A 19,708-nucleotide genomic window follows, 5' to 3' on the forward strand; every position below is an offset into this window, starting at 1 on the left:
TGCGGCCCCGGATCCGGTGGGATCCGGGGCCGTAGCTGTCCGTTCGCGCTATGGGGGCCGGCGTCAGTCCGGAGGTGCGGGCAGCAGGAATCCGTCCCCAACCAGATTGGCCACTTCGGCGAGCAGACCAGCCCGGAAGGTCTCGCCGTCGAACCCTTCCGCTCCGCCCAGCAGCGCTTCAAGGGCGCCGATAATCTGCCCGGCGGTCAGGTCGCCGTCGCACGCGGAGACAAAGCCCGCCAGCTCCGTGCTCAGCAGGTTGGTGCGGCGCAGGCCGGCTCCCTGGCGCAGCAGGATGACGCCAGGGTGTTCCGCGCCGGGGCGCTGGTGGCGCTCCTCGGTGACGTCCTCGGCCACAAGAAGGTGGGCCGCGGACACGTCGTGCTCCGCCAGCCAGTCGGCCCGTTCCACCGCTGCCGCCAGGTGGGGGCCGACGGGCTGTTCAATCGGATAGGTGATCTCCTCGAACCGGCGGATCCGCCGTTCACCGGCCGGCCGGCGCAGGAAGACCATGCCGAAGCCGATCCCGCCGACATTCCGCGACGCGAAGTCCGCCAGGTACGCGGCGTAGGCCTCCTGGTAGTGCCGGCGGTCCCGGGTTTCGGAGGCGTCCTGCAGCCAGGTCTCGGCGTACTGCTCCGGCCCCACCTGTTCGCGCTGGATGAACCAGGCGTCCGTGTCCGGACCGGCCCAGCTTTGCGGCCGCTCATCCCATGCCGAGCCGTCCGGGATTTCCCAGTTACCCAAAAGCTGGGCCGTTCCGCCCGGGGCGAGCACCTCGGGCAGGGAGCGGACGAGCGACGCGACGATGTCGTCCCCCGGCAGGCCGCCGTCGCGGTAGGTGAACTGGTCCGCCGCGGCCTCCCCCGCAGTGCGCGGCGTGATGACGAAGGGCGGATTGGACACCACGAGGTCAAAGACCTCGCCGGCAACAGGCTCGAGGAGCGATCCGATCCGCAGGCTCACCCGCTCCTCCGGCCGTGCCGGATCAATGGCCAGGGCTTCTGCGTTGAGCAGGAGGTTGAAGCGCGTGAATGCGAGGGCGCGCTCCGAGATGTCAGTGGTCGTGACGTGGCCGCTGTGCTGCAGGAGATGGAAGGTCTGGATGCCGCAGCCGGTGCCCAGGTCCAGTGCTCTATCGGCAGGGCGGCGGATGGTGGTCTGGACAAGGGTGGTGGATGCCTGCCCGATGCCCAGGACGTGGTCGTGCCGGAGGACGCCGGGCCGCTGGTGCGCGGCGAGGTCGCTGGCCACCCAGATTTCGACGCCGCCGTTCCCGCCTGACTCCCAGCCGTACGGCCGCAGGTCCGCTTCGGCGGCCACCTCGGTCCCGGTGGTTTTCGCCAGGCCAAGAGCCACCAGGCCTTCGGCGCGCGTCCGCGGCAGCGCGGCGTCGAGCACCTCCGCTTCCTGCGGAACGGCCAGAAGCCAGAAACGCACGACGGCGGCCAGCGCCGCGGTGGCCGGCTCGCCGTCGGCTGCTGCTTCAGTCGCGATCAGTGCCGGGATGAGCTGGTCCCGGTTCAGGGCCGCGTACGCCGAGTCCCCCAGCAGATCCGCCACACCCTCGAGGGTGTAGCCCACTGCGCGGAGGTCCGAGGCCAGCGCCTGCAGGAGATCGGGCAGGTCGCTTCGCGGTGCGTCGGGGGTGTTGCCGGTGGTGAAGTGCATTGGTTCGGTCACCGGCCAAGTCTATTTCCCGGCCATGGCTGTGTGCCGGTCATGCCCTTCCGGCTCCGCCGGGCGCAGCGGTCCGAGGACCCTGGCACGGCGCGTGGTGCCGCGTATTGTCCCCGCCTGACTATTGTCGGCGCCTGAAGCTACAGTTGGGCCATGCTCGGAACCCAGGCAGTGGCGGCCGATCCCGATTGGCTGCGATACGCGGCGGCATTCGCACCACTGCTGGCCGCCGTCATTGCCGGCTGGATCGCCTGGCGCACGCTCGCCCAGCGCCGCGAGGCGGACCGGCGGGACCAGTGGTGGAAGCGCACCCAGTGGGCCATCGGCCTTGCGATGGACCGGGATTTCAGCAGGGCCATCGTGGGCCTCGTCGCACTGAAGCACCTAGCGGCCAGCGATCTGTGCACCGACGAGGACTACGAGATGCTGGACAAGATCGGCGGCGCCAAGATCGATGCCCTAACCCTGTCCGGCGAGAGCGCCAGGCGCGAGGCCGCGAAACCCCCACCCGCGGAACCGCAGCGGCCCGAACCGCCCCCGCACCACGAGACTGCAGTGCCGACCGGCTCGGGGCATCGCACGGTCATCCCCGTGACCCTGGAGTCCCGGGGCGAACGGGTAATGGTGACCTCTGGGGGCATGGCCAAAGTCCTGACCGAGGCAGACAGACTTGTCTCTTTTGTGGCCTTGCAGCGGAGCGGGAGGAGAGGACCGGAATCCGGCGGCACCGCAAACCGGTAAGTTTGAAGTCATGCCTGACCGTTCTCCTCTGATTTCCAGTGCCCTGGGCGGGGCGGCCGCCTCCGCCGTCATACTGCTGGCAACTGTTGCCTGCTCCCCCGTGGTGTCGATCGAAAATGCCGATGTTCCGCAGTGGCGGGCCACCGCCCTGCCCTCCGACGGCGAGGCAGTGCTGGAGGACTCCGGCAAGATCCTCAACCGGGACCGGATCATCCAGACGGCGGCCAGCGTCCCGGCGGGCGAGTACACACTGACCATTACCTGCGACGGCGGCGGGAAGGCGTTCTTCGCGGTGACGCTCGCGGGCAAGGAGCTGGCGGAAGCCGGAGCGGCCTGCAACGGCAGCAGAGAAACCGCGGATATCAGGGTACCGAAGGCCGGGCGGATGGAAATCAGCGCCTCCAGCGTGGACGCCCCGCTCCTGTACGCCTACCATCTGGTTCCAGCGCGCTAATCCGGGCCGCAATCGGCAGCGGGCCGCACGGACCCGCCGCTCCGGGACAGCCCGGCATAATTTGCTCCGCCGAGGATTGCCATCTGTACCGGCGCCTCCGGCAGGCCTAAAGTCGGGGTATGCCCACGGTGCGGATGGCCCCCGCGCATCGTTTCCCGGGGCGGGCGCAACGCACGCTTTGGCTGCGGGCGCCGGCAGCCGCCGTCGTGCTTTTCTTTGTGCTGGTTGCCACCGTCCTGGGCGGCTGTGAATACAGCTATGATGACGGCCGCGGCGAACTTCCAGAGGCCCCTGTGGTGACCGATCCCGTGTTGCCCCGGGATCCGCTGGAGAACGTGCCGGTGTCGGGCGAGGAGCTCAGCGAGTGGGCGAAGGAAGTCATGCCTGACGCCGAGGGACAGGTTTTCAAGACGAACTACGGCAGCGTTGAGAGGGGACACAGCAAGACGGAATCCACCGGCCAGCTGCCGAGCGGCACGTACTCCCTCACCCTCGCCTGCCGGAGCAAGCGGCGGGTCTCATTCACTGTCCGCGACTCCGAGTTCGCCCTGGTTGACCTGAGCCTCCGTTGCGGCTCGTCCCGCGTCAATGTGGTGCACCTGTCCAAGGACTCCGTGCTTCGGGTGACGGTGGAGGTGCGATCGGACGCCAATTTCGCCTACCGGATCAGCCGGATCTGATGCAACGGCTTTAGCCGTCCCGGCAGTTCAGGCGGCGCAGCCGTCCGGGCAGCGCAGCGTCTCGGGGTTGGCCGCGCACGCGGCGCAGTAAAGGGTGAGCGTGCGGCAGCTCGGGTTCGAGCAGTTCTCGAACTTGCTCGTGGGCGTCTGGCACCGGACGCACTCGCCGATGGTCTTGGCATCCTCACTGAATTCGAGGTGCATGCGTTTGTCGAAGACGTACAAGGAGCCTTCCCAGAGGCCCTGGTCCTTGAACTTTTCACCGTAGCGCACGATGCCGCCGTCCAGCTGGTACACCTCTTTAAAGCCGCGGTTCACCATGAGGCTGGACAGCACCTCGCAGCGGATGCCTCCGGTGCAGTACGTGACGACGGGCTGGTCCTTGAGATGGTCGTACTTGCCGGAGTCGAGCTCGGTGATGAAGTCGTGGGTGGTGGCGACGTCAGGGACAACGGCGTCCTTGAACTTGCCGATCTGTGCTTCAAAGGCGTTGCGGCCGTCAAAGAACACGACGTCCTGGCCGCTGGCCTTCCTCGCGTCGACGAGTTCGTGGAGTTCCTCGGGCAGCAGATGCGTCCCGCCTCCCACGACGCCGTTATCGTCCACCTTCAGTTCGCCGGGCGCACCGAACGAGACGATTTCATCGCGGACCTTGACGCTCAGGCGGGGGAAGTCCTCCGCACCGCCGTCGGACCACTTGACGTCGATACCGTGGAAGCCCCGGTATTCACGGGTGGTTTTCACGTACTGCTTGACGGCCCCGATCTCCCCGCCGACGGTGGCGTTGATGCCGTCCTTGGAGATGAGGATCCGTCCGGTCAGGCCGAGCTTTTCGCACAGGGCACGCTGCCAGAGCCGAACAGCGTCCGGGTCTGCGAGGGGAGTAAAGCCGTAAAAGAGTACGATTCGGTTCAAAGCCACGTATTTAAGGGTACTTGGTGGCCGCCGGGGACGGATTCGGACCGGGGAAGAGCGTCCTATCACAATTGCATAAGCAAGCGCCCAAGCCCTGTTGCTTATGACAGCGCTGGAATACTCTCATCACATGACGCCAGAAGCCATGGTTGGAGACATCACTCATCTGCTTGAAGTCTGGGTAGCCGGTTGGGCTGGTTGCCGGGGCTATGAGACGCGCACCGAGGGACGGTTCCCCGCCGCCCTGCGTGCGGACACGACCGGGGACTGGGAGTACTTCGCTTCTGACCCGACGGACGCCGAGTTCGCGGACCTGGCGGCGAAGACTGCCGAGGCCCCTCAGCGGGTCCTGACCATCCTGACCAATGATGTGGGGCGCTACAAGCTCCTGGCTGAACGACACAACCTCAACGCCACGTCAGCGTCCCAGACCATGATGGTAGTGGACATGGAAACGCAGGATTCCGAGGACCCGTGGCTCTCGGACGACGACCTGTCCCTGAAGACGTGGGAGTCCGATGGCGTCCACTTTGCCGAAGTACGGTCCGGCGACACGCTGGCCGTGAGCGGCCGCGTGGTGGTCATCAACGGCACCGCGGTGTTCGACAAGATCGTCACCGAACCCTCCTTCCAGCGCCGGGGCCTGGGCAGCTTCATCATGAAGGCGCTGGCGGCGCAGGCGTTTTCGCACGATGTGGAGGACGGTCTTCTGCTGGCATCCCTGGACGGGCAGAAGCTGTATTCACATCTGGGCTGGTCCTCGGTGTGCCACGTCCTGATGCTCTCCGCCTCCGATGAGGGCTCCGACCTCTCCGTGGTCTGACCCTCCCCGGCGTATGCCCCTGCCGGGTTCCGTCCGGGCCAGCAGGCGTACGCCGGTTCACTGTTCTGTGCCGGTTCGGTGTTCTGTGCCGGCGATTTTTGCCCGGATGAAACAATGTTGGGGTGAACCCCCATGACTCGCTGATTCCGTTGCTGGGCCGCGGCCCGGACCCGGAGCAGCTACGGCACGTGCGGACCATCCCGGCCCGCAACGCCGTGCATGAACCGTGGCCGGCCTGGGCACACCCGGACCTTGTCGCGGCCTACGGCAAACTCGGCATCCACCAGCCCTACCGGCATCAGATCCGGGCGGCGGACATTGCCCACGCCGGCGGACACGTGGTGATTGCAACCGGGACGGCGTCCGGGAAATCCCTGGCCTACCAGCTGCCGGCGCTGGATGCGATCCACCGGTCCGAACTACGCGTCCTGTCGGACCCCGGAAAAATCCACGACGATGGCGCAGTGACGCTCTACCTATCCCCCACCAAGGCGCTGGCTGCTGACCAGCTCGCGGCCATCCGGTCCCTGAATCTGCCCACCGTCCGGGCTGAAACCTACGACGGCGACACCGATCAGGCCTCCCGCCGCTGGATCCGCGACCACGCCAACTTCATTCTGGCCAACCCCGACATGCTGCACTTCGGCATCCTGCCGAACCATGCCTGGTGGGCGGGGTTCTTCCGCCGCCTGCGCTACGTGATCGTAGACGAGGCGCACAGCTATCGTGGTGTCTTCGGCTCCCATGTGGCCAACCTGATGCGCCGGCTGCGGCGTATCTGCGCTTACTACGCGGCCGATGGCAGCTCCGCCGGACCGGTGTTCATTGCGGCGTCCGCCACCGCTTCCGAACCGGAAAAGTCCTTTGGCCGGCTCATTGGCGCCGGCGTCCAGGCAGTATCGGAAGACTCATCGCCGCACGGGTCCACGACGGTGGCGTTCTGGGAACCCGCGCTCAGCGAGGTGCGCGGCGAAAACGGGGCGAAGGAACGCCGGACGGCAGTGGCCGAGACCGCCGACCTTCTCGCCAACCTTGTCTCGTCCCGGATCCGGACCATCGCTTTCATCAAATCCCGGCGCGGCGCCGAAACCATCTCTTCCATCACCAAGCGGCTCCTGGACGAAGTCGACCCAAGCCTGCCGCAACGCGTGGCGGCCTACCGTTCCGGATACCTCCCGGAGGAACGCCGCGCCTTGGAAAGGGCGCTGCGGACCGGGCAGTTGCTGGGCATTTCGAGTACTTCCGCCCTCGAACTGGGCATCGACATCTCAGGGCTCGACGCAGTGCTCGTGGCCGGTTGGCCCGGCACCAGGGCGTCCCTTTTCCAGCAGATCGGCCGGGCGGGCCGTGCCGGACAGGACGCCATCGCCGCCTTCGTGGCCAGCGATGATCCGCTGGACACCTACCTTGTCAACCATCCGGAAGCCATCTTCGATGTGTCCGTTGAGGCGACTGTCTTTGATCCGTCCAACCCCTATGTCCTGGGGCCGCACCTCTGTGCCGCCGCCGCTGAGCTCCCGCTCGGCGTGGCCGAGCTGCCGCTGTTCGGCGCCACAGCAGAGAAACTCCTTGGGCAGCTGGTGGCCCAGGGGTATCTGCGGCGGCGCCCGGCCGGCTGGTTCTGGACCCACCCGCAGAGCGCGGCCGCCATGGTGAACCTGCGGGCCGACGGCGGCGGGCCGGTGAGCATCGTGGATGCCGACACGGGTTCGCTGCTGGGAACCATGGATTCGCCGCAGACGCACTACCAGGCGCACACGGGGGCCGTGTACGTCCATCAGGGCGCCAGCTACGTGGTGGAGGACCTGAACGAGGACGATCACTGCGTGGTTGTACGCCGGGCCAACCCCGACTACTACACGACCGCCCGGGACATCACGCAGATCGAGGTGCTCGAGACCCACCGGACGGAGCAGTGGGGCGATGTCGCCGTGCACTTCGGGGACGTCAAGGTCACAACGCAAGTAGTCTCCTTTCAGCGGAAGGCCCTGATTTCCAATGAAGTCCTGGGCGAGGAACCCCTCGAACTGGGAGCCAGGGACCTGTTTACGAAGGCCGTGTGGTTTGTGGTGGAGAACCGGTCACTCACAGGCGCCGGCCTTATCGAAGCGCAGTTCCCCGGAGCCCTCCACGCGGCCGAGCACGCCGCCATCGGCCTGCTGCCACTGGTTGCCTCGAGCGACCGCTGGGACATCGGCGGGGTTTCGACCGCAATCCATGCCGACACCGGTGTGCCGACGATTTTCGTGTACGACGGGCACCCCGGCGGCGCTGGCTTTGCCGAGCGGGGCTTCGAGAAAGCCAAAGTGTGGCTCTCGGCCACGCGGGACGCGATCGAGGCCTGCGAGTGCGAATCAGGTTGCCCTTCCTGCGTGCAGTCTCCCAAATGCGGGAACAAGAACAACCCGTTGGACAAGGACGCCGCCGTCACGCTGATCGATGTCCTGCTGAAAGACGCGCGTGACGCGGCAGCTCCAGAGGATTCCTGGGCGGACGCGGCGGCGCCCAACGCGGTCTAGGGAACGAACGGTCCAGGCAACAAACACTGTCCGGGCGACGAACGGCGGCTAAGTTAGGGCGGCGGTCCCGCCCTGGCGCGGCCGGTGGCGACGCCCAGGACGGGCCCGGCAGGCAGCTCGGTGCTGACTTCGACGGACTGGTCGCCTCCCGCGGTGCAGCTGGTGAGCGTTGCCTTGTAGCGGGCAGCCACCGCGGCCGCCACGAGGCAGGGCTCCCCGGCTGAAACACCCCGGAGCGCGTCAGCCGCGGCCAACGCGGCGAGGTCGGCCGCCGCGGCTGCCTTGGATGCCGCTGCCGACGCCTGCGCCAGCAGGAGGAGCAGGGACATGACCATGACAAGCACCATGCCGAGCCCCGCGGCCAGCACAGTGCCCGATCCGCGTTCGGACCCGACTCCCGGCACCGGATTCCTATGCTGGTCGAGGGGCTGTTTGCGCCGCCGGTTCATAGGGGCCGCCCGGCAGGAAGGCCGTACCCAAGCTCGGCCGGTGCCGCCCGCACCGCCTGCACCGTTTTCGGAGCCGGAGCCGATGATGCCGCTTCGCTGCGCGCCTCGGCCCTGGCGGTCAGCGTCCACGGCACCATGCGGCCCACGGGCCCCGCCGCCCGGTCGGACACTGTGACGCTCATCCATTCGCCGCCGGGCACCACGGCGGCCGACGCCGAAGGGCCGGCCAGCTTCCGGACAATACCGTCGACGGCGGCGGGGTCCTCCCCTCTGGCGAGTGCCCTGGCAGCGGCCCGGGCCGCATCCTCCAGCCGCAGCTGGGTGATCCCCGCCGCAGACCCCGCCAGCAGCATCGCCAGAAGCAGCAGGACCGCCGGAAGAGCCACCGCAAACTCAGCGGTCACCGCGCCGCGGCTGTTCCCGTGATCGCTCTCGGCGCCGCGGGCCTTCCCCTGTCCGCGGCTGCCGGCCTCATCTCCGGTTGCGTTCCTGTGTTGCCGGCAGGACACAAGTCCGGCCGCCTGCGGGGTCTGCGGAGCGGGTGTCACGGCAGGGCCAGCGCCGTACGGATCAGGTTGAGCAGGAAGCCACGGACTTCGTCGCTTCGCAGGATAAACACGAGGATCCCGGCGAAGCCTACCGCCGCCAGCGTGGCGATGGCATATTCGGCAGTCGCCATGCCGGCCTCCGAGCCCAAGAAACGCCCGCGTGGCCGTGGCTTCACCCGCGGCGCCATGCTGGCTCCCGGGTAGATCTCCAGCACATCGGCTTCTTCGGAGTCCTGGCGCAAGGGCCGGGCGGCTTCACCCGTGCTGTGGTGGTTGAGGGACATGAAATTTCCTTTCTGGAGTCCCGGCAGGTTGCCGGTGCATTCGACTCTCCCGTCCGCCGCCGGGACCGGTAAGGGTTGACCTTTCCTAAGTGGAAAAGCGACCGGATCGGCCGCATGTGGAGGGAGAGTACCGGTGGATCCGCGGTGGCCGCACGGGCAGTCTGCACGCGCGGCAACGTCGACATACGAGAGGGCGGTAATGCATGGCAGCGCTACGCACGTGGCAGTGCAAAAAGGCTTGTGGCGTCAGTTCCGACTGCGGAAGAATGTGCCAGTCCCGCGGGACGATGTGGCGCGAAGCAATATGCGAGCGCCCGCGGGACGCGCGGGCGCAGGCGACAGCGGCGCGGTCTCACGCACCAACCGGGCTTCGCTGCGTGAAAAGCCTCAGCTTCCTGAGTGGACTCAGCCGCCCGATGGGATCAGTGCGAGCAGCACTGGAACGACTCCGAGGCATATGAACGCCGGCAGCGAACAAAGCCCCAGCGGCACCACCAGCTTGACTCCAAGGGAGGCCGCGCGCTTCTCCGCGGCCCGGAAGCGTTCCCGCCTCATTCTGGCCGCCTGGGCATAAAGGATGGACGACGACGGCGCACCAGTCAGCGCGGCGAAGCCCAAGGCGTCGCGCAGGGCCAGTATCTCCGGCGAGCGCACGTCTGTACTCCGCCATGCCGTCTCCCAGTCGGCACCAATGGCCATGGCCCCCACGACCGGCCGCAGGGTGCGGCCGAACTCAGGTGCCGCCGCGGCGGCCACCAGTTCCAAGGCTCGTCCGATACCCGCACCTGCATGGAGCATGGCGGCAATCAGCTCGAGCATCATGGCAATATCCCGCAATCCCGGGGACTGCCCTGCGCGCTCTTGGGGATCCTCCTCCCCATCTGCAATACCGTTGCCCGCCGCAGCGCCGCGTTGGCGGAGCAGCCCTGATCTACCGTGAACGGTTCGGCTGAAAGCGAGGCCCGCGGCGGCAGCCAGTGCCAGGGAGACAAGGGCAGCAGCCAGAACAGATCCGCTCATTGCACTGCTCCGGTCATGCAGCGGATGCCCGGCTGTCGGGTGATCATGACGCAGCCTCGCCGGCCGCTGCCCGGACGAGCCTCGCGGACCAAATGCGGCCAGCAGCGGTCAGTCCTATCCCCGCAACCAGCGCAGCCATCCCGAACGGCGTGCCCAGCAACATCGCCAGCGGGTCCACGCCCAGGCAGACACCCAGTCCCAGTCCCAGCAGAGGGAGCCAGGTGAGCAGTGCCACCGTCGCCTTCGGTCCGGCGAGCGCCGTCTGCCGGGCTGCTTCAGCGTCGTCTTCCACCTCCAGCTGGGCCGCAAAGCGCGTCAGGACGTCAGCCAGTGGACAGCCGCTGGCGGCCGCTATGTCGAAGCACGCTGCCAACTCAGCCCATATCCGCGACTCTCGGCCTCCGGCTCCAGGCCGCGAGGGCGAACTTGCTGACCGTATTGCGTCCGCCACCGGCGCTCCCCGCAGGGCCGCTCCGCGGGCGGCTGACAGTGCGGCTGCCGAGCCGGGGCTGAGCCGTGGCTGGCGGGCGTCGTCACCTGCAGACCCCTGCTCCACGTAAAGCCGCCACAGTTCGTCCCACAGGCGAGAAGGAGACCGGCCGCCCTTCAGCAGGGCAGCCAGCTGCTGAACCACAACCGTCAGGGACACGGTTGACTCCCTGCGGCGGCCCCGGGCGAGGCCGAAACCGCCCCGGCCCGTCGTGACGGGCCTACCGCCGCGGCGAACACCGCCGCCGGTTGCGCCACCCAGGCCGAAGGCGCTGCGTGCCCGCCGAAGTGGCCCACGCGCAGGGCTCAGGATCAGCCACGCGGCAAGCGCAAGGACACCCACAAAGACCCCGGTCATGCTGCACCGGGGACGGAGTCGCGGGCCAGGCCGGCAACGGGGACGGCGCCTGCCTCAGGGGCCAGAGCCGGATCCAGGGCTAAGCCTGGATCGAGGGCCAGGCGCTGGGCAAGGACCTCCCACGCAGGCCCGGGAACTGGCCTGCCGGCTGAAACGTCCAAGGCCACGGCGACGTCGAGGCCACCCGGCCGCTCGGCCAGGACGCCGATGCACGCTACGTAGCGTCCGCGCCTCGACCGGGCCACATGCACCACCACGTCAAGGGCGCTGGCAACCTGCAGCCGGACCGCATCCTGCCCAAGCCCGGCCAGGGCTCCGAGAGCCGTGAGCCGGGCCGGAACCGCACCTGCGGCGTTGGCGTGGATGGTGCCGCCACCTCCTGTGTGGCCCGTGTTCATGGCCGTCAGTAGTTCGCGCACCTCGGCACCCCGGCACTCTCCCACGATCAGGCGGTCCGGCCGCATCCTCAGGGCCTGGCGAACCAGTTCCCCGAGGTCCACGGCGCCGCCTCCCTCGAGGTTGCCGTGCCGCGACTCCAGGGAAACCACGTGCGGGTGTACCGGATTCAGCTCCGAGGCGTCCTCAATCAGGACCAGCCGCTCCCCGGGATGGCAGAGCCCCAGCAAGGTGGACAGGAGGGTCGTTTTTCCGGAGCCGGTGGCTCCGCTGACCAAGAAGCTCAGCCGCTGCTCCACCATCTGTTCCAGTACGCATTGAACCAGGGGCCCAAACATGCCCCCGTCCCGGAGCTCGTCCACGGTGAAGACCTGTTCCCGCCGGATCCTGATGCTGAGCAGCGTCCCCGCCGCCGAGATGGGCGGCAGGACGGCATGGACCCGGTAGCCGCCTTCAAGCCGCACATCCACGCACGGCGATCCGTCGTCGAGCCGCCTGCCGCCCGATGCCACCAGCCTGGCGGCAAGAGCCCTGAGCTGGGCCTCCCCTGCGAAGGTCACGGTTGTCCGTTCGATGCCGCGGCCCCTGTCCAGCCAGACGGAGTCCGGGGCGTTCACGAAGATGTCCGTGACCGTCGGGTCCCGGACCAGGTGCTGCAGCGGCCCGAGGCCATTGAGCTCAGCGCTGATGCGTTCAGCGGCGGCGAGGGAGCCGGCTGTGCCGAGCAGTTTCCCGGTGGCCTGCACCGCGGCCGCCACCCGTGACGGAGTCACTGGCCCGGCGTCGGCCATGACCGACTCGCGGACCGTCTCGAGAAGCCCTGCATCCAAGACCCGGGTGGCACGACGGCGCCCGGCTGCCTCCGCGGCACGGGAAGCCGATGCACCACGAAGCCCGGGGGCGGCACGCCCGCCATCGGCGCCGGCCAGGGGCACACCCAGATGGGCACTCACCTGAGGTCCTCTGCCTGCAGGTCGCCGGCGAGGAGGCCCAGCACCGACGACGCGAAACGCCGAACAGACTTCCGCCTGCCCTGGTCGAGCAGGCGGCCCAGCTCCGTGGCCGAGGCCGTCCCCCGCACTTCCGGCATCACTCCGTGCAGGGGGAGCCCCACGGATTCGGCAACCAGCGTGGCGTCAAGGGCAACCCCGGCCTTTCCCCTGATGACCAGGGCCGATTCGACCGGCGGAAGCTCCTCCAGCAGTCTGGCGGCGGCGACTGCAGCCTTCAGCTGGGCCGGTACGACGACGAGGAGGCGGTCGCAATCCCAGGCGAACGTGCGCAGCGGCTCAGCGTTGCGGCCGATATCGACAATCACCACCTCGTAGCCCCGCCGCGCGGCGTCGAGGACGTTTCCCACGGTAGCCGGGTCCACGAGCGGAGGCCGTTCCCTGCTTCCGGGCCAGGACAGAAATGAGAACCCGCCGGCGACGGGTAAGGCGTCCGCAAGCTGCTGCGGATCAATGCTGCCACTGGCATCGGCCAGGTCCGGCCAGCGCAGACCCGGGGACTCCTCCGCGGCCAGGGCCAGTTCGAGTCCGCCGCCCCAGGGATCGGCGTCGACGAGCAGGACCCTGGCACCCAGTTCAGCTGCGGCCTGCGCGAGCCACGCCGCCGCGGTGGTGGCGCCTGCCCCTCCGCAGCCCCCGGTGATGCCCAGCACCAGGCCTCCGGCCTCCGGTGAACGAGACCGGCTGAGGTACTCGGCCAGCCAGGCGGCAGCGTCGGGAAGAACGGCGACGCGTTGTGCCCCCAGCGCAGCGCCCAGATGCCAGAGAGTATCCCCTTCCCCGCTCAGCCCGACGAGGACGGCAGGGGCACGTCGCCGGGGCGGCAATTCACGGACGTCGCTGCCTACCAGGACGTCGGCGGCGGAATCCCAGAATGGCGCGGCCTCCGCCACGTCGTCCACCACCCGCAGCCGCCCTCCGGCAGCTGCAACAATCCGTTCCACTTCACCCCGCAGGAACTCAGATACCGTGACCAGCAGGACGTCGCCGCCGTCAGCGGGGAGCCAGGTTCGGGGTTCAGTGCCGGTCAGTGACTTCGCCGGCGCGGGCCTGGACCGGGCCGCTGGCCGCCGGCTGCTACGAAGCGCCGGTGAGGGTTCGTCCGGGAAACCGCGCGCCGGCCCTGCCCCGGCACCGTCGGCACCGGGCGCCGCAGCACCGGGCGTCGCAGCACCGGGCGGCCTGACTTCCGGGGGCGCAGCATCCGGCAGCGCGCTATGCCCCAGCGCGGTATCCGGGTCTGATGGGAGTCGCCGGTTACGGGCGTGGTGCCTGCTCATGCAGTAACTGTGCCCAAAAGACCGGCCGCCCGTCAGAGACGGATGGGTGTATGTGGAAAACCGGCTCCCTCATCGAGCGAGGAAGGCCCGGCCCCTGTGGAGGACAAGAGGCAGAGGACTTACGGCAGAGGACAGTGCGGGGACCATGCGGACAATCCGGTGGCGCACGAGACGCCGTGCGCGACGCCAAACAGCGTGGCGGCAGGGCAGAATTGGACCTATGTATCTGTTGCTCGCCGCCCACCCTGACGGCGCAGCCATACAGGAACTCACGGCAGCAGGCCGCCCCCACCCCGCCAATCCGGAGCCACGGATCGTCAGCCTGACCCCGCCGGGAGCCCGCGAGGAAGCCCCGCCACCGGTGGCGTCCCAAACGGCGCCCGAGACCGGAGCGCCAACCGCGCCCGGCAGCGGAACCGGGCTGGCCGCCGTCGTCCGCGAGCTCGAGAAGCGGCGCCCGCGCTGGATCTGGCACCGCACCCAGGACTGGTACCCGTCGCTGCTGGCGGCGGGCGTCGACGTGGAACGCTGCTACGACCTCTCCCTGTGCGGCGCCATCCTGGCCCATTCCGAGTTCACGGCCCACACCCGGTACGCCAAAAACGCCGAGAAACTCACGCAGGACGACGAGCTGCAGCCGCCCCGGATGCTCCAGCCGCCCCCTCCGCCCGCGGACCAGGGCGCCCTCTTCGACGACCCGGGCACGGCAACCCAACCGCGGCAGACCCTGGCCGAGCTGCGCGCCGAATACGCTGCCCAGCAGGAGGCCCTCGCAGCCGCCGCGGGACCGGTTGCCGCAGGACCAACCGGCGCAGGTGACGGCAACCGGCGGCAGCGGCTCCAGCTCCTCCTCGCCGCCGAGTCGGCCAGCGCCCTGGTTGCGGCCGAGATGCAGCATGCCGGCGTGCCCTGGCGGGAGGAACTGCACGAGCACATCCTGGCCGAGCACCTGGGCCCGCGGCCGCCGCTTGGCCACCGCCCCGCCAAGCTCGAGGCCCTGAACACCGAACTTCGGGGCCTGCTGAACGCTCCGAGCCTCAATCCGGACTCGCCGCAGGAGCTGATGCGTGCCCTGCACCGCAACGGCATCGAGGTGAAGTCCACCCGGCAATGGGAGCTGAAGGGATCCAGCCATCCGGCCATCGCGCCCCTGCTGGCCTACAAGAAACTGTCACGGCTGCACACCGCCAACGGCTGGGCGTGGCTGGACGCCTGGGTGCGGAACGGGAGGTTCCGGCCCGAATACGTGGTGGGTGGGGTGGTGTCCGGCCGCTGGGCGTCACGCGGCGGCGGAGCACTGCAGATCCCCCGCCAGGTCCGCGGCGCCGTGCACGCAGACCCGGGACACAAGCTCATCGTGGCCGACGCGTCCCAGCTGGAACCCCGTGTTCTCGCCGCGCTCGCGCAGGATTCGTCCATGGCAGAGGCCGCCCGGGACCAGGATCTGTACGCGGGGATCGCCGCCAAGGGGTTCGGCGGCGACCGGGGCAAGGCAAAAATGGCTCTACTGGGCGCCATGTACGGGGCTACCTCAGGCGAGGCAGGCCGCCTGATGCCGCAGCTGGCCAAGACCTACCCGCGCGCGGTGGGCTTCGTCGAGCGCGCCGCCCGCGACGGCGAAGCCGGCAAGACCGTCACCTCGCGCCTTGGACGCAGCAGCCCGCCGCCGTCGGAACGGTGGTTCTTCAGCCAGCGCTCCACCTCGGCAGAGGAACAGCGCCGTGCCGACTCAATCGCGCGTTCCCGCGGACGGTTCACCCGGAACTTCGTTGTCCAGGGGTCCGCGGCGGACTGGGCGGCCTGTTGGCTGGCTGAACTACGACGGCGGCTGCGCACCATGCGTGCCGACGGTTCAGCCACGGGGGAACTCGTGTTTTTCCTGCACGACGAGGTGATGGTCCACGCCCCCGACTCCGCCGTGGACGCCTGCATCCGGGCCATCGAGGACGCCGCCAACGCCGCCAAGGAGCTGCTCTTTGGCCCCATTCCGGTCGAATTCCCGGTGAGCGTGGCCATCGTCGATTCCTACGACAACGCGAAGTAGCCGCAGACACCCGCCCGGAGAAGCCAGCCGAAGCGAAACGGGGGCGCTTTGACACGGGACAGGCCGCCCGCCGTCGTAATAGACGACGGCGGGACCGCCAAAGTGCCCCACGGCGGCACCGCCGGCCCGCCTGACGGCAGGACAATAGCTCCTTCCCAGGGGAAACAGAAGTCACATCCGTCACAGATGGAACGTGCGGTTGTACTGAGTAATGTACCGGCGAGTAGTTCGCTTCGTGTGGTGTGGGCCACTAAGCTCTATGGTGGCCGGGCAGTGGCAATAAGTTGGCCCGGCACGTGCGACGAAGCATCAGCAGGGGGTTTCCACGCCAATGGCGGGCAAGTTTGAAGTTCACCAGGACAGCGATCAGTCTTACAAATTCCGTCTCATCGATGGGGACGGAAACATCGTGGCAGAGTCGCCGCGGTTCAAGAGCGTTTCCGGAGTAGTGGCAGGCATCAACGCATTGCGCGAAAACGCCGCCACCGGCCTGGTGGTGGATCTGCGGAAATCGCAGCACTGACAGCGGCGGAGTAGCCGGCGGAAGCACCGGCCCGGAACGGCCAAAGTCGGCAGTACCGCCTACAGATCCAGCGGGTGAAGCCTGGTCCTGTCCCAGGGCACGGCCCAGCCGAGCTGGTCGAACAGCTCGTTCAGGATCATTCCCGTGAAGCCCCAGACCACCAAGCTGTTCACGTTGAATGCCGGGCTCTGGAACGTCTGGTTCATGCGCGTCACGGCAGCCATGGTGCGGTTTTCGGGATCGAGCAGGTCGCGGACCGGCACCCGGAAGACCTGGGCGGACTCGGCGTAGTCCACCACCCGGACCGGCGACGGTGAGGCCCACCAGGCCAGGACCGGGGTCACCAGAAAGTTTCCGCGCGGAAGGGCCAGTTCCGGCAGGGCACCCAGCACTTCGACGCCTGAGGGGTCCACCCCGGTTTCCTCCTCCGCTTCCCGCAGGGCGGCCTCCACCGGAGTCTCCCCCACATGGATGCCGCCGCCGGGAAAGGCCACTTGGCCTGGATGGTCATCGAGGGTATGGGCGCGTTCCAGGAGCAGGACGTCCAAGTCGGCAGCCACGAGGGGCTTGCCGGAGGCCGCGGGCACATCGTCCAAGGCGCCGAAAAGGATCAGGACGGCCGCCTTACGGGCAGCGGACTCGTCAACGGTCAGCTTGCGCCAGTAGGGATTGCGGGCAGGACCGGTCCCCGCCCTGATCGAATCGACGAGGTCCACCAGGTCCTCGCGCGCTGTCATGGCGTCCTCCGCTGTGATTCCATCCGGATCTCGGCGGCGCGGTGGGTCTCGGCCAGCAGCCTCGCCAGAAGCTCCTCGCTTCCGGGCGCCAGCTCGTATTTCAGCAGTTTCGCGGCCTTGGCGGGGTTCGTCTCGCCCGACCCAAAGCTGGGGCACCAGTTGGCCACGGCACAGGCCCCGCAGGCCGGCTTGCGGGCATGGCACACCCGCCGGCCGTGAAAGACCACCCGGTGGGACAGCATGGTCCAGTCCCTGGGCTCGAACAGTTCCGCCACGTCGGACTCGATCCGGACCGGGTCGTCCGATTCCGTCCAGCCGAAGCGCCGCGCCAGTCGCCCGAAGTGGGTGTCCACCGTAATCCCCGGAACGCCGAACGCATTGCCCAGCACCACGTTCGCCGTTTTCCTTCCGACGCCCGGGAGCGTCACCAGGTCTTCCAGCCGTCCGGGCACCACGCCGTCGAACTCGTCCACCACGCGGTTGGCCAGCGCGAGGAGGTTCCGTGTTTTGGCGCGGAAAAACCCCGTCGGCTTGATGATGGCTTCCAGCTCGGCGGTGTCCGCTTCCGCCATGGCGCGGGCGTCCGGAAAGCGGGAAAAGAGCAGCGGCGTGATCAGGTTGACCGTCACGTCCGTGGTCTGCGCGGACAGCACCGTGGCCACGAGGAGCTCGAAGGGGTTCCGGAAGTCGAGCTCGGCGTGGGCGTACGGGTATTGCTCGGCGAGGGCCCGGTTGATCCTGCGCGCCCGGCGCTTCAGGGCCAGGGCCGACTCGCCGGAGCGGGCCCGCGGGCTCGCCGCGGGCCCGCTTTCGGCGGCGATGATTTCCGTGGGGGCCTCCCCGGAGACGCCCGCGGGGGTCTCCGCAGAGACGTCCGCGGGAGCGTCCCCGGAAGCAGGTGCCACCGGGATGCCCGGCGTGCCGCGCCGGCGCGAAGCGGAATCGGCCACGGCGGCAGGCTAGCCGCGCTCGATGTTGCTGAGGTCGCGCAGGACGCCCACCCGGCCGTCCGTGTGCTGGACCAGGAATTCATCCCCGCGGTCCTCCAGTGCCAGGACCCAGCCACCCGGCTCGATGCCGAACAGCGGTGCGCCGGTGCGCTCATCAACGGCCGTGCGGTGCTGGGCGACGGCGAACCAGAAGGCCTCGTGGACCTGCTCCTGTTCGGATTCCTCCGGCCGGCTTGCCGGGTCGACGGTGGCGCCGATCGGCTCCTGCGACCGCACCTGCTGCTGCACATCCACCCTCGGGTGGACGGCGGTGGCTGGCGTGGCAGAGGCAGCCCGCGCCGCCTCTGCTTCACGTGCCGCCTCCGCTGCACGTGCCGCCTCTGCTTGCCGCGCGGCAGCGTCGGGCTTGGCCTCGGCCACGGGAGCATCCGCTGCAGGAGCTTTTTGGCTGGCCGCTCCTGCGCCAGCCGCCGGGGGCACCGTGGCTGCGTCCGGCCGGGTCTGCTCGGCCTCCGGGGTGGCCGGTTGGACGTCCGCGCCGGCTGCCTTGGCGGACGGCACTGCCGCGGTTTGCGCGGCGACGCCCCCGGTCTGCGCGGAGGGCTCTGCGCCTGCCTGCACGACGGCGGCCTGTCCCGTTTCCGGGGACGCCGCGGCACTGCTGGCCGCGTTGGCCGCGGGCCATGTTCCGGCCGCCGGCGCTACACCAGCTGCTCCGGCTGCTCCGGCTGCTCCGGCAATGGGAGCTGTAGCACCGGGAATTACCGCGCCGGCAGTTCCCGCCTGGGCCGCACCCTGCCCCTGCTGGCCGACCGCCGTCGCACCGTGAGACACATGGCCGCGGGATTCTGGCCCCGCGCTTGCGCCAGTAACGCTGCCGGGGAAGACAGCGGCCGAAGCGGCTCCAGCGGAAGCGCCGGCGGAAGAAGTACCCGGCTTGGCAGCGGCCGGCGTAGAAGCGGCTGCTTTCGGTTCCTTGGGGGCTTTCGGCTTCCGCACGGGAACGGCCGAGTCACGCGCCATGACGTGGGCCGGGACGTCGGAGCGGTCCAGGAAGTCACCGGCGAAGAACGGGATGAACCTGGCCAGCACTGTGGCGGCCAGCAGCACGAGCGAGCCGATCAGGCCCACGAGCAGGCTGGGCGTGTAGGCGCCGGCAACGGACAGGAAGAAGAAGGCTACCGCAAACGAGGCCACTACAGAACCGAACTGGTCCACCGAAAGCGATCCGATGCGGACCTTCGTGTCGGGGGCGAGCCGGCGGGCCACAAACAATGCCGCAACAATGAGCGGCAGCACCACACCGAGCCCCAGGAAGAACAGGCTTCCGAGGTTCCACAGGTTGTAGCGCACAGCGAACATCGGAATCAGGGATGCGATAAAGAGGACAAGGGCGGCCGCGAAGACGGTCAGGTCCCGGACGGTGAAAGGTCCGGCAACGGCCTCGTTCCGCACGCCCTGCTGCTTCATGAAAGTCGGCGCCGCGTTGTGCGCTTCCGGCCGCCCGGACGGTCCCGCCCCAAGCGGTGCCTGACCCTGCCCCGGCTGGGCTGGGTCCTGCCGGGCCGGGCCCGGCTGGCCCTGGCTTTGCTGATTCATTCTGTTCTCCTTAGCGTGGCGGCGCCCGGACGGGTGTCCGCTGCGTGGTTCCGCCCTACGGCCGGAGCCTGACCGACAAGCGGTCTGGCTGCTTCCGGCCCCTGTCACGAGTCCATCTCAGCCTAGCCAAGTAGAGGGTGCTTCACTAGCTGACTGGCCGCGGTGCGGCGTGCTCACAGAAGCGGCACAGGCCTCCCACAGAACCATTC

General features: G+C 68.7%; 19 protein-coding genes. 7 read left to right on the top strand and 12 right to left on the bottom strand.

Annotation, left to right across the window (positions count from 1 at the left end; translation table 11 throughout):
• Positions 1-63 precede the first annotated feature (63 nt).
• Positions 64-1,671 (bottom strand): DUF7059 domain-containing protein, encoded by a 1,608-nt coding sequence (locus LFT45_RS18480; protein ID WP_236809426.1) that lies wholly within the window; start codon positions 1,669-1,671, stop codon positions 64-66.
• Between the two features lie 162 nt (positions 1,672-1,833).
• On the opposite strand from LFT45_RS18480, the gene LFT45_RS18485 reads away from it, so the two are divergent.
• The 3 genes from LFT45_RS18485 (at position 1,834) to LFT45_RS18495 (ending at position 3,555) form a co-directional block, all read left to right on the top strand.
• A complete protein-coding gene (locus LFT45_RS18485) occupies positions 1,834-2,421 on the top strand; it encodes a hypothetical protein (RefSeq protein ID WP_236805044.1) in 588 nt (195 codons plus the stop codon).
• Between the two features lie 10 nt (positions 2,422-2,431).
• The gene (locus LFT45_RS18490) at positions 2,432-2,875 is read left to right on the top strand and encodes a hypothetical protein (RefSeq protein WP_236805045.1); all 444 of its coding nucleotides are present in this window, start codon (positions 2,432-2,434) and stop codon (positions 2,873-2,875) included.
• Positions 2,876-2,994: 119 nt separating this feature from the next.
• Positions 2,995-3,555 carry a hypothetical protein gene (locus tag LFT45_RS18495; RefSeq protein ID WP_236805046.1) on the top strand — a complete coding sequence of 187 codons (561 nt, stop codon included), beginning with the start codon at positions 2,995-2,997 and terminating at the stop codon, positions 3,553-3,555.
• A gap of 27 nt (positions 3,556-3,582) precedes the next feature.
• Here the strand turns inward: LFT45_RS18495 and trhO are convergent, their stop codons facing one another.
• Entirely contained in the window at positions 3,583-4,476 is an 894-nt protein-coding gene (gene trhO, locus LFT45_RS18500) for an oxygen-dependent tRNA uridine(34) hydroxylase TrhO (RefSeq protein WP_236805047.1), read from the bottom strand.
• Between the two features lie 124 nt (positions 4,477-4,600).
• Between trhO and LFT45_RS18505 the strand changes: the two genes are divergently transcribed.
• Together LFT45_RS18505 and LFT45_RS18510 are read left to right on the top strand one after the other, a co-directional pair.
• Positions 4,601-5,293, top strand: coding sequence for a GNAT family N-acetyltransferase (locus tag LFT45_RS18505; protein WP_236805048.1), 693 nt, complete (start codon positions 4,601-4,603; stop codon positions 5,291-5,293).
• A 122-nt stretch (positions 5,294-5,415) separates the two neighbouring features.
• Positions 5,416-7,812: a DEAD/DEAH box helicase gene (locus LFT45_RS18510; RefSeq protein ID WP_236805049.1), complete on the top strand. Its 2,397-nt coding sequence runs from the start codon at positions 5,416-5,418 to the stop codon at positions 7,810-7,812.
• A gap of 53 nt (positions 7,813-7,865) precedes the next feature.
• Here the strand turns inward: LFT45_RS18510 and LFT45_RS18515 are convergent, their stop codons facing one another.
• The 7 genes from LFT45_RS18515 to ssd all read right to left on the bottom strand — a co-directional run bounded on the left by LFT45_RS18515 (position 7,866) and on the right by ssd (position 13,646).
• The gene (locus LFT45_RS18515; RefSeq protein ID WP_336885587.1) at positions 7,866-8,216 is read right to left on the bottom strand and encodes an Rv3654c family TadE-like protein; all 351 of its coding nucleotides are present in this window, start codon (positions 8,214-8,216) and stop codon (positions 7,866-7,868) included.
• A gap of 41 nt (positions 8,217-8,257) precedes the next feature.
• On the bottom strand, positions 8,258-8,809 hold the full coding sequence (locus LFT45_RS18520) for a TadE family type IV pilus minor pilin (protein ID WP_236805051.1): 552 nt from the start codon (positions 8,807-8,809) through the stop codon (positions 8,258-8,260).
• Positions 8,806-9,093 carry a DUF4244 domain-containing protein gene (locus tag LFT45_RS18525; RefSeq protein WP_236805052.1) on the bottom strand — a complete coding sequence of 96 codons (288 nt, stop codon included), beginning with the start codon at positions 9,091-9,093 and terminating at the stop codon, positions 8,806-8,808. Before LFT45_RS18525 ends, LFT45_RS18520 begins: the two co-directional genes overlap by 4 nt.
• 405 nt (positions 9,094-9,498) lie before the next feature.
• A complete protein-coding gene (locus LFT45_RS18530; protein WP_236805053.1) occupies positions 9,499-10,113 on the bottom strand; it encodes a type II secretion system F family protein in 615 nt (204 codons plus the stop codon).
• Between the two features lie 43 nt (positions 10,114-10,156).
• A complete protein-coding gene (locus LFT45_RS18535) occupies positions 10,157-10,960 on the bottom strand; it encodes a hypothetical protein (protein WP_236805054.1) in 804 nt (267 codons plus the stop codon).
• The gene (locus LFT45_RS18540) at positions 10,957-12,186 is read right to left on the bottom strand and encodes a TadA family conjugal transfer-associated ATPase (protein WP_236809428.1); all 1,230 of its coding nucleotides are present in this window, start codon (positions 12,184-12,186) and stop codon (positions 10,957-10,959) included. Before LFT45_RS18540 ends, LFT45_RS18535 begins: the two co-directional genes overlap by 4 nt.
• 119 nt (positions 12,187-12,305) lie before the next feature.
• Complete coding sequence (ssd, locus tag LFT45_RS18545; RefSeq protein WP_336885588.1) at positions 12,306-13,646, bottom strand: septum site-determining protein Ssd; 1,341 nt, start codon at positions 13,644-13,646, stop codon at positions 12,306-12,308.
• Between the two features lie 220 nt (positions 13,647-13,866).
• Here ssd and LFT45_RS18550 point away from each other — a divergent pair, with 220 nt between their 5' ends.
• Both LFT45_RS18550 and LFT45_RS23380 read left to right on the top strand, forming a co-directional pair.
• Positions 13,867-15,690, top strand: coding sequence for a bifunctional 3'-5' exonuclease/DNA polymerase (locus LFT45_RS18550; protein WP_236805055.1), 1,824 nt, complete (start codon positions 13,867-13,869; stop codon positions 15,688-15,690).
• 409 nt (positions 15,691-16,099) lie between these two features.
• Positions 16,100-16,213 carry a hypothetical protein gene (locus LFT45_RS23380; RefSeq protein WP_336885589.1) on the top strand — a complete coding sequence of 38 codons (114 nt, stop codon included), beginning with the start codon at positions 16,100-16,102 and terminating at the stop codon, positions 16,211-16,213.
• A 59-nt stretch (positions 16,214-16,272) separates the two neighbouring features.
• Here LFT45_RS23380 and LFT45_RS18560 read toward each other — a convergent pair whose 3' ends face one another.
• The 3 genes from LFT45_RS18560 to LFT45_RS18570 all read right to left on the bottom strand — a co-directional run bounded on the left by LFT45_RS18560 (position 16,273) and on the right by LFT45_RS18570 (position 19,499).
• A complete protein-coding gene (locus LFT45_RS18560; protein WP_236805056.1) occupies positions 16,273-16,950 on the bottom strand; it encodes an NUDIX hydrolase in 678 nt (225 codons plus the stop codon).
• Positions 16,947-17,771, bottom strand: coding sequence for an endonuclease III (gene nth, locus LFT45_RS18565; RefSeq protein ID WP_440157785.1), 825 nt, complete (start codon positions 17,769-17,771; stop codon positions 16,947-16,949). The genes LFT45_RS18560 and nth overlap by 4 nt, the downstream gene beginning before the upstream one ends.
• Positions 17,772-17,909: 138 nt before the next feature.
• Positions 17,910-19,499, bottom strand: a complete 1,590-nt coding sequence (locus LFT45_RS18570; protein ID WP_236805057.1) for a hypothetical protein — start codon at positions 19,497-19,499, stop codon at positions 17,910-17,912.
• Between the last annotated feature and the right edge of the window lie 209 nt (positions 19,500-19,708).

Origin of the sequence: Arthrobacter sp. FW305-BF8 (assembly GCF_021789315.1) — a bacterium.
Classification (GTDB): Bacteria; Actinomycetota; Actinomycetes; order Actinomycetales; family Micrococcaceae; genus Arthrobacter.

Excerpts from the sequence above, each read along its gene's own strand:
- LFT45_RS18485 (WP_236805044.1), top strand. The coding sequence starts at position 1,834 with ATGCTCGGAACCCAGGCAGTGGCGGCCGATCCCGATTGGCTGCGATAC.
- LFT45_RS18480 (WP_236809426.1), bottom strand. The coding sequence starts at position 1,671 with ATGCACTTCACCACCGGCAACACCCCCGACGCACCGCGAAGCGACCTG.
- LFT45_RS18525 (WP_236805052.1), bottom strand. The coding sequence starts at position 9,093 with ATGTCCCTCAACCACCACAGCACGGGTGAAGCCGCCCGGCCCTTGCGC.
- LFT45_RS18495 (WP_236805046.1), top strand. The coding sequence starts at position 2,995 with ATGCCCACGGTGCGGATGGCCCCCGCGCATCGTTTCCCGGGGCGGGCG.
- LFT45_RS18505 (WP_236805048.1), top strand. The coding sequence starts at position 4,601 with ATGACGCCAGAAGCCATGGTTGGAGACATCACTCATCTGCTTGAAGTC.
- LFT45_RS18530 (WP_236805053.1), bottom strand. The coding sequence starts at position 10,113 with ATGAGCGGATCTGTTCTGGCTGCTGCCCTTGTCTCCCTGGCACTGGCT.
- LFT45_RS18560 (WP_236805056.1), bottom strand. The coding sequence starts at position 16,950 with ATGACAGCGCGCGAGGACCTGGTGGACCTCGTCGATTCGATCAGGGCG.
- ssd (WP_336885588.1), bottom strand. The coding sequence starts at position 13,646 with ATGAGCAGGCACCACGCCCGTAACCGGCGACTCCCATCAGACCCGGAT.
- LFT45_RS18535 (WP_236805054.1), bottom strand. The coding sequence starts at position 10,960 with ATGACCGGGGTCTTTGTGGGTGTCCTTGCGCTTGCCGCGTGGCTGATC.
- LFT45_RS18490 (WP_236805045.1), top strand. The coding sequence starts at position 2,432 with ATGCCTGACCGTTCTCCTCTGATTTCCAGTGCCCTGGGCGGGGCGGCC.
- LFT45_RS18550 (WP_236805055.1), top strand. The coding sequence starts at position 13,867 with ATGTATCTGTTGCTCGCCGCCCACCCTGACGGCGCAGCCATACAGGAA.
- LFT45_RS18570 (WP_236805057.1), bottom strand. The coding sequence starts at position 19,499 with ATGAATCAGCAAAGCCAGGGCCAGCCGGGCCCGGCCCGGCAGGACCCA.